This is a genomic window from Staphylococcus sp. TCBT05, assembly GCF_055179755.1.
In genome coordinates, this window is sequence record NZ_JBUQDQ010000038.1 from 596,073 (window position 1) to 609,941 (window position 13,869).

Below are 13,869 nucleotides of genomic sequence, written 5' to 3' on the forward strand. Positions count from 1 at the left end.
TTGTTATTATAATCTATTTCTAACCGTTTTGAATTTAACTAAACTACTTTTGAAATAATTAAAAGAATAAAATATTGGTTTTTCATCTTGATCATAGTGCACGAGCTTTAATAACATTAAACCTTCATGTGGTGATGCATCTAATACATCCGAAATATGCGGTTCATAACTTATCGACTCTATTTCTGTTTCAGCATATGCTATCTTTGTCGATGAATTGAGTTCGATGGCTTCTAATAATGACTCATTACTATTTTGATATTGAGCACATGTTAGTAGTCGTGTCGGCACCTTGTCTAAACAGTAAACAACTGGTTGTTTATCTGCCGTTCGAATACGTTCGATGATTGTGACATAATCCTTTTCAGGTAAATTTAAAGTTGTCGCATCTAACGAAGTTGAAGGCTTTTCATCAAAACTAATGAATTCTGTTCCAGGTTCATAACCTTTTGCTCGAATCATTTTACTGATACTAACTAACTCACCTAATGGATAAAGGAATGGGTGCTGTGATTTAACACTCGCACCTTCCTCTAAATTATTTGATAACACTTGTTCAGTAATGAGTTCATCAATAGCATCATAAACATCGTCTGTTTTCACATTTAGCTTTCTTGCTATAGCAAGGTGACTTGGTAACTGCTCACCATATTGAAAATCACCTGATTTAATTTGCTGTATTAACCATTCTTTGACTTTATAAACTGAAGTAAGTTCCATATTTACACCTCATCACTATCTAAATCCACAAGAATTTGTCTAGGTTTACTACCTTTTTGTGGTCCGATTACTTGATTACGCTCTAAATCATCCATCAATCTAGAAGCTCTGTTATATCCGATTCTAAACTGTCTCTGTAGTAACGATGTACTTGCCTTTTGTTGTTCTAAAACGAATAAATATGCTTCATCGTAAAGTGCATCCTCACTCTTCATATCAGCTTTATCCACTGGCGCATCAGGTTCCATTTCTTTAACATAATTCGCCTTTTGTTGTTCTACAACATAGTTAACGACTTCTTGTACTTCTTGATCACTTAAGAAAGCACCTTGTACACGTGTTCTCGTTGACCCACCATTGGCTACATATAACATATCCCCTTTTCCAAGAAGTTTGTCAGCACCGCCACTATCAATAATCGTTCTTGAATCGGTTTGTGAGCTCACTGCAAATGCAATTCGAGTTGGTATATTATTCTTGATCAACCCTGTGATGACATCAACCGAAGGACGTTGAGTCGCAATAATTAGATGTATACCAGCAGCACGGGCCATCTGTGTGATACGTTGAATTGCATTTTCCACTTCTTTACCTGCTACCATCATTAAATCCGCTAATTCATCTACTATAACGACAATATATGGCAACTCTGACTGCTTTTCATCTAATTCTTTATTCTGTTTACGAATCATTTCATTATAGCCTTCAATATTTCTTGTTGAACTGTGCTGGAATAAATCGTAACGACGTTCCATTTCAGCCACAACCTTTTCTAATGCTTGAGATGCCTTATGAGGATTAGTAACTACTGGAATTAATAGATGTGGTATGCCATTATATACATTTAATTCTACCATTTTTGGATCAATTAACATAAGTTTTACTTCGTGGGGTTTCGCGTTAAGTAAGATACTTGTAATAATGCCATTGATACATACTGATTTACCACTACCTGTCGAACCTGCAACTAATAAATGTGGCATTTTATTTAATTCAACTGTTATCGGACTTCCAGAAATATCTCTTCCTAATCCAACTTCCAATTTGTTTTTGGCAGGGAATTTTTCATCTAATACTTCTTTTAGAGATACAAGTGAAATCTTATCATTAGGAACCTCAATACCCACAGCAGAACGTCCAGGTATAGGGGCTTCAATACGTACATCCTTTGCTGCTAATGCAAGGGCAATATCATTATGCAAATTAACGATTTTACTTACCTTTACACCTTGAGCTGGCTGAATTTCGTATTGTGTTACTGCTGGCCCAATCTTGATTTGAGTGACTCTAGCATCAACTCCAAAGTTTTTCAATGTTGTTTCTAGTAATTGACCTTTTTTCTGTACTTCCGCTTTTGAAGTTGATTGTTGCTTTGCAGGTTGATTCAACAATGTTAATGGTGGTATTTTATATGCTTCATTTTCTACTTCTCCTGCTTCAGAAATCGAACCGCTATTGTCCGAAGTATTATCATGGTCACTTTCATGATCCGAATGAACATCTTCATGTGATTGATTTTCTGAGTTCTGTACTCCTGATTGATCACTTTGATTATTATCTTGATCAAATACACGTTTTGAGCGTTTCTTCGTTCTGCTCAATGTACTTGTTTCATCACTTTCACTATGACCATAGATTGGAATATCTGCTTGATTCGATGCTGACTCTGAATCTTGTACTTCAGGGAAGTTACTTACGTCTTTCATTGGTTCTTCTAACTCCAACTGTTTTTCTTGCTCAGCTTTTCTTTCTGCTTTCACTCTAGCTTTTGCGTCTTTTTTAATTTTATTTTGTTTTCTTTTTTCATGCATATTGGCAGATGCGTCTTTACTTTTACTTTTCAATTGTTCAAACATCATTTTAGAAACATCTCTGTGCTTTTGCTTTAACAATAAAATAATACTTGAAGCAATAAGTAATAATGTAATGATTATCACGCCGACTATTGAAATTAATGGGTTAAATAATGCTAATAAATAATGACCAATTAACCCTCCCCCAAAATTAGGGAAATGTGTATGTTCATATGATTTATATACAAACGATAATACTGGCTCTCGTTGCGCCTTAGTGTGATTTGTAAAATAAAAAATGATGTGCATTAAGAATAGCAAGGCGAATTGTAACACTACAGCGCCTACTGTTCTTCTAGTTTTAGGTAATGCTTTATAATATGTCATATACACCGTAGCAATTAATACTAATATATAAGTAAGAAATCGACTAGTTCCAAATAAATAATTAAAGAAACTGTCTATCATCGTTCCTACAATACCTAATTGAAAGGCTCCTAATCCTACTAATATAAAGATTGCAATAGCTAAAATATATCTTAACGGACTATCTGTCTGTTTCTTTTTCTGGCGACTTTTATTATTTCTAGTATTTGTTGATTTTTTCTTAGTTGTCGTTCTCTTTTTCGTTTGTGCCAAATTTCACACCTTCTTTTCAACTCTAATTTCGTCTATTTATGTAAGTTTGAATATGATATGTATTACTTTAAAACTCATACATATCTAACAGTACCTTTTCTCCATTCTATAACTCAAAACATTAACTTATTACATCAATATGATAACACAAAAGAGGCAAAGACTTATTCCGCTTCTGCTAGCTTTAAAGGTTGCGTCTTATTAATCATGGATTCATATTAAATCACAACTAATGACAGCAATCGACTTTTAAAATGTTAACCTAAGCGTTTGTCTTAACCTCTTTGTTTTGTTCAATTCTATTAAATTTCAGAAATAACTGGAATAATCATTGGACGACGTTTTGTATTTTCGAATAACAGTTTACTAATTTGGTCTCTCATGTTTTGTTTGATATCAGACCATTCTATTCTTTTCTCTTGTAAACCTAATTCTACAATCTCTCTTACTTTTTCTTCAGCTTCATTCAATAGCGCTTCGCTTTCTCGCACATAAACAAAGCCTCGAGATTGGATTTCAGGACCAGCTGCAATTCGTCTATTCTTAGGATCAAGTGTTACTACAGCGATAAAGATACCATCTTCAGCTAAGAGATGACGGTCACGTAACACGATATTACCTACATCACCGACACCAATTCCGTCAATCAATACATTACCAGAATTGACTTTTTCATTTAGAATCATTTCTTCACCATTGAAGTTAACAACATCGCCTTTTTCAACTAAGAAAATCTTTTCAGGTTGAACGCCTGCCTCATTAGCTAATTTAGCATGTGCAATTTGCATTTTAAACTCGCCATTAACTGGTAAGAAATACTCTGGTTTCATAATGTTAATCATCATTTTTAATTCTTCCATACATCCATGACTTGATGCATGTATCTTTTTATTATTTGGAATAATTTCTGCACCAGCTCGCACTAATTCATTAAGTGTATTTCCTACAATGACTTCCATATTTGCAGATGCCGTAATTGCCAAGAACACTGAATCTCCTGGTTCAATATTCATTATTTTATGCTTCTTCAATGCCATTTGATTTAATGCTTCCACAGGTTCACCTTGCATACCAGTAGCAATTATAATCACTTCGTTTTTAGGGTAGTTTTCAACTTCATTAATAGGTATTAATAAGTCTTTAGGTATATCGAAATAACCCATTTTACGTGCAATATTAAATGAACTTTCTAGAGAACGTCCCAAGAAAGAAACCTTTCTATTTAATTTGCTTGCAATGTTCAACACTTGTTGAATTCTAATAAAGTTTGATGCATAACACGAAACAATTAAACGCCCTTTAACTTTAGTAAATGCATCATACATATGAGATTCAATTACATTTTCAGGCGTATTATAACCTGGCTTCTCAGCTTCAGTAGAATCACTAATCAATGCAAATACACCTGATTCTCCAATTTCCGTCATTTTCTTTAAGTCTGGTGCATAATGTCCGTGTAAACTTTGGTCGAATTTAAATTCACCCGTATAAACAATTGCACCGTATGATGTATGAATACAAACGCCTAAACTATCTGGGATACTGTGTGTCGTGTTGAAAAACGTTATGTTTACACCTTTGAAACGCATGATAGATTCATTGTTTACAGTGTAATATCTAACTTTCTTGTTGACATTTCTTGCCTTCATATTCTCTTTGACTAAGCCGATCGTTAACTTCGAACCGTATACAGGTGCATCAACTTGTTCAAGCACATATGTAACTGCACCAATCGCATGCTCATGTCCATGTGTTAAGAAGATCCCTTTCAACTTGTCTTTATTTTCAATTACGTATTGAATGTCAGGAATTACTATATCTACGCCCAGCATTTCATCCTCTGGGAACATCAATCCTGCATCTAACATAAACATCTCATCGTCTACTTCAACGATATACATATTTTTCGCTATTTCTCCGACTCCGCCAAGAGGAATAATACGAATGTTATTATTATTTTTCTTTATTAAACTCAAAATGTTACCTCCTATTTGAATATCCCCGACCATATATAAACTCATAATTTATTATAAGTTAAAACAAGCTTGATGTACACTATTAAAGTAAGGTTTACATGCTTTAACACTAACTAGAATATATCAACTGATATCATTTTGAGTAACGTGTACCTACAGATTTTATGACATAGTACAATTTAATTAGACATGTTGTGATGTCATTCTTTCGCTAAAAAAAAAGAAACCAGCTTTATTGATTAGAAACATAATCAAACGGATTTCCCGTCAACTATATTCCTAATCACAACTAGTTTCAAAATCATGCTAATATTTAAGCTTAAGATTCTTCTGATAACAATGCTTTATGTGAAGCATTGACACGACCTTGCTTATCAATTTCTGTTACTTTAATTTTAAATGTGTCTCCAACTTTCAAGACATCTTCCACTTTATCGATACGTTCATTCGCAATTTGAGAAATATGAACTAATGCATCTTTACCAGGGAACAATTCTACAAACGCACCATATTTTTCAATACGCTTAACTTTGCCGTCATAGACTTGGCCAACTTCAGCTTCACGTGTAATATCTTCAATAATACTACGTGCTTTGTCGATTGCTTCTTTATCTACAGCACCGATGACGATTGAGCCATCTTGTTCAATATCAAGTTTTACTCCTGTTGCATCGATGATTTCATTGATCTTCTTACCACCAGGACCGATGACATCTCTGATTTTTTCTGGCTTAATTTGCATTGTAACCACTTTAGGTGCATACATGCTTAACTCATTGCGTGGTGTGTCAATAGTTTGTAGCATATGATCCAAGATTGCTAAGCGACCTTCTTTTGCTTGTGCCAATGCTTCTTGAATAATTTCTTTAGTTAAACCATCAATTTTAATGTCCATTTGAATAGCCGTAATACCTTCAGCAGTTCCTGCAACTTTAAAGTCCATATCGCCTAAAGCATCTTCCATACCTTGGATATCTGTCAAAATAGTATAACTATCTTCACGAGTTACAAGTCCCATAGCAATACCAGCTACCGGCGCTTTGATTGGTACACCAGCATCCATTAATGCAAGCGTTGACCCACAAATTGAAGCTTGTGAAGAAGAACCATTTGATTCTAACACTTCACTTACCACACGTACTGTATATGGGAAATCTTGTGTATCAGGTATAATGTGACTTAATGCACGTTCACCTAATGCACCGTGACCAATTTCACGACGTCCTGGAGAACGAACAGGACCTGTTTCACCAACTGAATAGTTAGGGAAGTTATAGTGGTGCATAAAGCGTTTTTGTTCTTCTTCTCCTAAACCATCAAGTATTTGATATTCACTTAATGAACCTAATGTAACGACAGATAACGCTTGAGTTTGACCTCTTGTAAATAGACCTGAACCGTGCGTTCTTGGCAATAAACCAACCTCTGAATCAAGCGGTCTAATTTCATCCGTTTTACGACCATCTGGACGAATTTTTTCGTCAGCAATCAAACGTCTTACTTCTTCTTTTACAAGATCATTCAAAATACTGTATACTTCTTTAATTAATGTTTCATTCTCTGGATCTGCTTCATCGATAAATTCACTTGCAACTTTTTCTTTCAATGCATCTAAATTGATGTCACGTTGCTGCTTATCAAAAGTTAACACAGTATCCTTCAATCCGTTAGCCTCAGTTAATTGTTTTACTTGTTCGATGAGTGATTCATCTTTTTCAACAGGTACAAATGTTTTCTTTTCAGGTTGAATATGATTAACGATTTCTTGTTGGAAATCAACTAGACGTTGGATCTCCTTGTGACCAAAGAAGATTGCTTCTAACATTTCTTCTTCAGTTATTTCGCTCGCGCCCGCTTCAACCATGTTTACTGCATCTTTATGACCAGCAACTTCTAAATCTAATCTAGAGATTTCCTTTTGTTCAACTGTTGGATTAATAATGTATTCTCCATCAATATAGCCTACGTTGACACCTGCGATAGGTCCTTGGAAAGGAATGTCAGATACACTTAATGCCATTGATGAACCTATCATTGCAGCCATTTCAGGTGAACAATCTGGATCCGCACTTAATACAGTATTCATAATTTGCACATCATATTTATAACCTTTCGGAAATAATGGACGTATCGGTCTATCGATCAAACGTGCTGTTAGTGTAGCTTCATCACTTGGACGACCCTCACGTTTCTTAAATCCACCTGGTATTTTACCTGCTGCATACATTTTTTCTTCATAATTTACCATAAGTGGGAAGAAGTCACCATCACGTGGTTCCTTTGATGCTACTGCTGTAGAAAGTACTACAGTATCGCCATAACGAACAAGCACTGCGCCATTCGCTTGTTTGGCAAGTTGTCCTGTTTCAATCGTTAAAGAACGATTAGCCCACTCAGTCTTGAAAACTTTTTTCTCTTGAGACATTACGAATCTCCTCTCATATTTCTAATAAGTCTATCATATCATTTCTACTATAAATTTAATATTAGTATCTTATTTTAGATTATCATTATATTAATTATAAAAAAGGGAAAGGACCTTTAAGGTTCTTTCCCTATCAATAAACGTCAAAAGATTAACGACGGATACCTAATGATTTAATTAATTCACGGTAACGTTGAATATCTTTGTTACGTAAATAGTTAAGTAAGTGTCTACGACGACCTACCATTTTTAATAAACCACGACGTGAATGGTGGTCTTTTTTGTGTGTACGTAAGTGATCGTTTAATGCACTAATTTCCGCAGTTAATACAGCGATTTGAACTTCTGGTGAACCAGTGTCAGCTTCGTGTGTGCGGTATTCTTTAATTAATTCATTTTTTCTTTCTTGTGAAATTGCCATTGTCAATTTCCTCCTTTTATTGTTATACGCCTCAATCCGAGCTAATCGTCGGAGTTTCGAACTAGCCAAGATAAAGGTGCTTTAATGTGCTCTACACATTAGACTTAAATATTATATGATATATCGTCTCCAAAATCAACCGCTAATAAGTATTTCGCTTTTTCTTTATCTTTGTTCATCTGTTCCACAAGAGGATCGATACCATCAAATTTGATCTCAGGGCGTAAAAAATGATGCCAAAATACAGTTACTCTTTCTCCGTATATATCATCGTTGAAATCAAAGATGTTAACTTCAATAACCACTTGTGCTACAGATGGATCATGAAATGTAGGTTTAACGCCTACATTGGCTACACCACGATATACTTTATGATCCGACCCAATTTCCATGCTTACTGCATAGACACCATTTTTAGGCAAGACGTAATCATCACTCGGTTGAACATTAGCAGTTGGGAACCCAATTGTTCTACCACGCTTTTCACCTTGTACGACTGTCCCTTTAATTCGAAAACGATAGCCTAATTCTTCATTTGCTTTTTGTAAATCACCGGATTTTAAAGCCTTGCGAATTGCTGTTGTGGAAATTTTCTCAGATTCAATTTCTTGTTTACTCACAGTGGTTGTATTAAATTCTGACATTTCATCTAAAATTAACATATTCCCTTTTCCAAATTTACCAAAAGTAAAATCAAATCCGGCAACAACTTCTTTAACATGATTTTTGATAATATAATCTTCTATAAAGGATTCGGCAGTAACATCTGCGAATTTTGATGAAAAATTAATTACGATACAGTAATCTATACCAAATGTTTCAAGAATTTCAACTTTATCTTGAATTGGTGTTAAATAATCTGTACGTTTTAACTCTGGATTAAGTACAACTGATGGATGAGGGTCAAATGTCATTACAGCCTTTTTCAAATTTTTCTCTTCAGCTATTTGTGATAATGTATCGAAGACCTTTGCATGTCCCTTATGCATGCCATCAAAAAAGCCAAAAGCCATTGCAACATCTTCTTGTATATATTGTTTTTCTTGAATTGGATGTGCTACTTCAATCACTTTCATGTCTATTCTCCTTTAGTTAAAGACCTTTTTAGGTTTTATTTCATCTTGCTTTTCAGGATGTGGTTCATAAATTGCTAATACCTTTTTATCAGTCGCATTAATCATTGCAACCTGATTCGCTATTTCTACATCAAATAGTCGCTTATTAAATTTTTGACCATTCAAAATCTTCTGTTGCATAGCAGCTTCAGTAATAACAATTTGCTGTAAACCTTTTAACCCATATTCTATAGGAAATAATTTAGCTTGTAACGTCTCTTGCTCAACTAATTGAGCAATTTCATGCAATTTATAACTATCTTTTAATGCAAAGCCACCACTATCAACTCTAGTCAATTGAGACATATGTGCTGGTATATTGACTTCCTTTCCAATATCAGTCGCAAGCGTTCTAATATATGTACCTTTCCCACAAGTCACAAAGATATCAAATTGACATCCATCTTGGTCAAAGGTCAAATCCGAAGTACGCTGTATATCCTTAATATTCACTGTACGTTCTGGTCTTTCAACTTCAATATTTTTACGGGCATATTCGTATAACTTCTTACCATTAACTTTGACAGAAGAATACATAGGTGGAATTTGCTTAATTTCACCATGAAATCGCTGTAATACGTCATCTATTATACTTGTATTAATATCAGAAGTTGTAACCTCAGCAACCGCTAATGTTTCACCTGTTTGATCTTCTGTTGTTGTACTTTTACCAAGATACACTGTTGCTTGATATGATTTTCCCATATCCATAATATAGTCACTGACCTTTGTCGCATTGCCGATACATACTGGTAATACCCCATCTACTTCCGGGTCTAATGTTCCAGTATGACCTACTTTTTTTGTCTTTAATATTTTCCTTAATTTAAATACGACATCGTGACTTGTTAAACCACGCTCTTTATAAACAGGTAAAATACCGTTATACATTTATTTCGCCACCTTCAATATTACATAATACAATCATCATATATTCTAACATGTAACAGCTTTTTGTAGAGCATAAAAAAACTGAAACAAAATTACATTTCAATTTTGCTTCAGTAGTATTTACTATTTATCTTTTTTATGCAAGTCTTGAATCATTCTCTCTATTTTATTACCATAATCAATCGACTCATCGTATTCAAAGTTTAACTCTGGAACAATTCGTAATCGCATTCGTGATCCTAATTCAGATTTTATAAAGCCTTTAGCTTTTTCTAGTCCTTTGAATGTATCGTCGATTTCACGTTTGCTACCAAGCACCGTAAGATATACAGTTGCAATAGATAAATCATTTGTTAATTGCACATCAGTTATAGTTAAAAACCCAATTCTTGGATCTTTGACTTTGTTGTTAGCAATATCCATTATCTCTTGTTTCATTTGCTCTCCGACACGTTCTGCTCTCATATTCATATTCATTTCACCTCACAACGGTTTGTTTATTTTGTAATTGGCGTCATCCTTACTTAGCGATTATATGATAGTTTATTTCATAACGTCAAACAAATATTATCACTTTATAAATTCAGATTGACAAATAACACATATCAATTTAAGTTGCGCGGAATTATAAAGTGCGAAATTATTTTAACAGTTAGGCATGTTTTTTATTCCTAACTGTTAATTTTTGAAACGAATATGAAATAAAATGTTATTTGTTACATTTTATATTGCCTGAACGTTTAGTTTTTATGCCTAAGTGTTTATTTTATATCACTTTTTGTTACAGAGTAGCTTGCCTTTTACATAATAAATTTATAATAAAAAAGTGTTACGCATTATATATAACAAATGGTATAATGTAAAACTAATGAACATTTTAAATGCTTATTACAAAAATTATTAGGAGCGTGCAATTTGGAAAAACCTGAACGTTTATTATATATCTACACACGTTTTTTAAATGGCAAAACATTAAATAAAGAAGCGCTAGCAGAGGCATTAAATGTTAATTTACGTACCATCCAACGAGATATCAGTGATTTAAATCACTTTATATATGAAGATGCTGAATGGCAAGGTTTAGGTGGTACGATTATTTATGATAAAAACATCGAACAACACCGTTTAAAAATTGATAAATATAAATTTGAAAGTAATCGATTATTAAATCTAGTGTTTAGAATGAAAACATTGACACCTATCATTCATGAAGATACTTATAACCTAATTAGAGGGTTAAATGCCAACATTAATATGGCTGAAAAAATGCTTTCTAATAAATTATTAAATCAATTTAAACTCAACAAAGTAAAAGTTGAATCTCAACTCATTTTCAAAATTCAAATTGCTATTGAAAACTATGAATTTATTTCTTTATCAATCAATAATCAACAGCAAATAAAGGTCATACCCATTTATACACGCTATTATGATAGACATCATTGGTTTACTTATTATTATCACGGAGAAATCACCTGTGTGAATTTAGCTAATGTTAGAGACGTTACTCCTTTAAATGATCAATTCCATTTAGATATTATTAATAAAATAGAACCTGTCAAACTGCACTTTAGTACTTCTATTTGGAATGAGATACATAAACAATTTATAGTGGCACATACACAAAATGTTGAAAATGGCGTCATTGCTAACATTATAATTTCACAACAAGAATGTTTACAACTTGCTTATAAATATGCCAGTGAAATAACTATTTTAAAACCTCAAATTTATGTTGATGCCTTCAAAACTAAATTAAAACAGCTATTCAATAAATACCATTAATTTTCAAGCAATCTGTCCTAATTAACATTCTGACCACTTTTTTATTTTTTTAACAAAAATGAAACCCCTAAGAGTTAGCATTTTCATCCAACATTAGGGGTATATACTTCAAGTTATTGTTGTTGTAGTGTGCGTTGTAAATTGCGAATACGTTTATTAAAATCTGACGCCCCACCTTCACGTGCTTCTTTTTGTTGTCTATTCCATCTATAGTATTCAGGCTTGGTGAGTTCTTCTTTTTTACGTAAGCGCAATTTATGCTCTTTATAGCTTAATAGATTACCTGTCGTTATTCTTCTATTTTGTTTAGATGCCAAAACAAATAAGTTTTCCTTGATATAAGTACAAAGTTTTTCATCAGTAAAGTTTTTGAAAATAGAAATAAATAATTCTTCTTCACTGCAAATATATATTCTCTCTTTACTATCCTCTATCATTTTCAACAGCAAATTAAAATTTTCCCTTTGAGACGGTAATATATGGTTTAATGTTAAAAAATCACGTGGTATACCTGCACTATGGCCAGCTTGATAAGGAAAGAAATTCAATACCATGACTCTGTTCGGGTCAATATTAAATTGCTTCAACATAGACGAATTACTGTATAGAAATTTTACAAACCATCTATGCTTATCAATATAAGGTAGGAATAGTTTTTCATTATTGAACGTTAACTTACCTTGGATATCTAAGACAATACGCTTTCTATATTCTATAGCCGTATCATTAGAAAGATTAGTATTATAACTATTAAAATCTTTTTCAGGATGCTTTTTTAATATAACGATATCTGCTTTCTCAGGATTGCCGAAAAATGGTCTGGCCATCGCCGGATTAATTAAATTTTCATTCGAAATTACTTTTCTTCTATCTTTATTAATTGAAATTATACCATTTGCAAAGTCTATCATCTTTTTGAACCTTGGTATTTCAGCAAAATCTTCACCGAAATGCTGCTTTAAATATAATAAATCTTGTGGATGTATGAAGGCTGTTCGATCATTATTTTCGATAATTTGATTTAACGTATGGTCATCATACACGGCATCATATTGTTCTAAATATTGTTGCCAAAATTCATTGATTTCATTTAAATATCTGCTCATATGGTATAACCTCCTCTTAATAGTATTATAAATAAGTAACTGGACAGTAAGTGTCCGTCTTATAAAAAAAGTAAATTTTCTATATATAAATTAACTAATCTTTGCCTATTAATACGAAAACGATTAATATTTTATCATATCTTTATTTTTCAATCATCTCTAACTATAATTTTCCTAATCAATATAGTTTATAAATATTCATTATATATATACTTACTTTGCTATAAAAATGGTCTGGTTTATTATTAATATTATTTAGAAAACTTCATATGCATCTCCAGTAACAATGCCGAAATATGATGTGCTAAAAATAATGTGACTTGTATTTTGATTAATTAATATAGGAAGTATAAATGAGTAATATTAATAAAGTGATTCAATATTGTTAAAGATAGAAACTTTTGAAGAATAATACAGATAATAAAATAAATTTAAGAATGATTAAAGAAATTTAAAATGCAGATTCTTTGAAGGTTAACTTATTTGAGATAGAAAAATCGTCTTCCGTAAAACTAATGATTAAATCATTTATTTTTATTCATAGTAATTTTATAAGTGTATTATACCTTTTGTGATATCCATGAAAGGTATAGCTCATATTATTAATTAATAGTTATTACATGAATTCCGAAATAAAAACCGTTAATAAATAAATGATTTTATAATTTTTACTAAATAAATTTTATAATAAATATAATTATATCATCTAGTTATATCTTTAGTACAGTAAAGTGAGTTTTGCAGCTAGAAAAAGATCATTTGACAATGGTAATGGTATCCCCTTTTTATTGCTTAATTTATTGAACTCGTATTGTTGGCGAGACTCCTGAGGGAACAGGACATGCTGAAGACTACAGGCTGAAGCTGGCCCCTAGGAACGCGAGCCAACAATCTATAATATACAAAGTTTGAATGCATTAGATATCATTTTTGAACTTTTTAATTAAAGGCAATGGTATCGCCCTTTTATTGCTTAATTTATTGAACTCGTATTGTTG

Annotated in this window: 9 protein-coding genes and 2 pseudogenes; 1 reads left to right on the forward strand and 10 read right to left on the reverse strand. The window is 32.6% G+C overall.

The features are described 5' to 3' along the window. Positions 1–6 precede the first annotated feature (6 nt). From ACY191_RS09970 to rbfA, 9 genes and pseudogenes are all read right to left on the reverse strand, one after another. Positions 7–720, reverse strand: coding sequence for a GntR family transcriptional regulator (locus ACY191_RS09970; protein WP_042738833.1), 714 nt, complete (start codon positions 718–720; stop codon positions 7–9). Positions 721–722: 2 nt separating this feature from the next. After that, positions 723–2,177 (reverse strand): annotated as a pseudogene (locus ACY191_RS09975) (DNA translocase FtsK); the annotation flags it as partial. Between the two features lie 105 nt (positions 2,178–2,282). Beyond that, positions 2,283–3,152 (reverse strand): annotated as a pseudogene (locus tag ACY191_RS09980) (DNA translocase FtsK 4TM domain-containing protein); the annotation flags it as partial. A 302-nt stretch (positions 3,153–3,454) separates the two neighbouring features. Continuing rightward, the gene (gene rnjB / locus ACY191_RS09985) at positions 3,455–5,128 is read right to left on the reverse strand and encodes a ribonuclease J2 (RefSeq protein WP_042738835.1); all 1,674 of its coding nucleotides are present in this window, start codon (positions 5,126–5,128) and stop codon (positions 3,455–3,457) included. A 319-nt stretch (positions 5,129–5,447) separates the two neighbouring features. Beyond that, a complete protein-coding gene (pnp, locus tag ACY191_RS09990; protein ID WP_229367153.1) occupies positions 5,448–7,553 on the reverse strand; it encodes a polyribonucleotide nucleotidyltransferase in 2,106 nt (701 codons plus the stop codon). A gap of 151 nt (positions 7,554–7,704) precedes the next feature. Continuing rightward, positions 7,705–7,974: a 30S ribosomal protein S15 gene (rpsO, locus tag ACY191_RS09995; protein WP_042738837.1), complete on the reverse strand. Its 270-nt coding sequence runs from the start codon at positions 7,972–7,974 to the stop codon at positions 7,705–7,707. Between the two features lie 104 nt (positions 7,975–8,078). Further along, on the reverse strand, positions 8,079–9,050 hold the full coding sequence (locus ACY191_RS10000) for a bifunctional riboflavin kinase/FAD synthetase (protein ID WP_107512627.1): 972 nt from the start codon (positions 9,048–9,050) through the stop codon (positions 8,079–8,081). A gap of 12 nt (positions 9,051–9,062) precedes the next feature. Then, positions 9,063–9,980, reverse strand: coding sequence for a tRNA pseudouridine(55) synthase TruB (truB, locus tag ACY191_RS10005; protein ID WP_229367152.1), 918 nt, complete (start codon positions 9,978–9,980; stop codon positions 9,063–9,065). Between the two features lie 123 nt (positions 9,981–10,103). Next, positions 10,104–10,451: a 30S ribosome-binding factor RbfA gene (rbfA, locus tag ACY191_RS10010; protein WP_042738840.1), complete on the reverse strand. Its 348-nt coding sequence runs from the start codon at positions 10,449–10,451 to the stop codon at positions 10,104–10,106. Positions 10,452–10,895: 444 nt separating this feature from the next. On the opposite strand from rbfA, the gene ACY191_RS10015 reads away from it, so the two are divergent. Next, complete coding sequence (locus tag ACY191_RS10015) at positions 10,896–11,765, forward strand: HTH domain-containing protein (protein ID WP_042738841.1); 870 nt, start codon at positions 10,896–10,898, stop codon at positions 11,763–11,765. A gap of 113 nt (positions 11,766–11,878) precedes the next feature. On the opposite strand, the gene ACY191_RS10020 is transcribed toward ACY191_RS10015, so the two are convergent. Further along, complete coding sequence (locus tag ACY191_RS10020; RefSeq protein WP_229367151.1) at positions 11,879–12,871, reverse strand: hypothetical protein; 993 nt, start codon at positions 12,869–12,871, stop codon at positions 11,879–11,881. Positions 12,872–13,869 lie beyond the last annotated feature (998 nt).

Bases quoted from the DNA above. Each gene is read 5' to 3' on its own strand.
- ACY191_RS10020 (WP_229367151.1), bottom strand. From the start codon at position 12,871: ATGAGCAGATATTTAAATGAAATCAATGAATTTTGGCAACAATATTTA.
- ACY191_RS09970 (WP_042738833.1), bottom strand. From the start codon at position 720: ATGGAACTTACTTCAGTTTATAAAGTCAAAGAATGGTTAATACAGCAA.
- pnp (WP_229367153.1), bottom strand. From the start codon at position 7,553: ATGTCTCAAGAGAAAAAAGTTTTCAAGACTGAGTGGGCTAATCGTTCT.
- rpsO (WP_042738837.1), bottom strand. From the start codon at position 7,974: ATGGCAATTTCACAAGAAAGAAAAAATGAATTAATTAAAGAATACCGC.
- truB (WP_229367152.1), bottom strand. From the start codon at position 9,980: ATGTATAACGGTATTTTACCTGTTTATAAAGAGCGTGGTTTAACAAGT.
- rbfA (WP_042738840.1), bottom strand. From the start codon at position 10,451: ATGAATATGAGAGCAGAACGTGTCGGAGAGCAAATGAAACAAGAGATA.
- ACY191_RS10000 (WP_107512627.1), bottom strand. From the start codon at position 9,050: ATGAAAGTGATTGAAGTAGCACATCCAATTCAAGAAAAACAATATATA.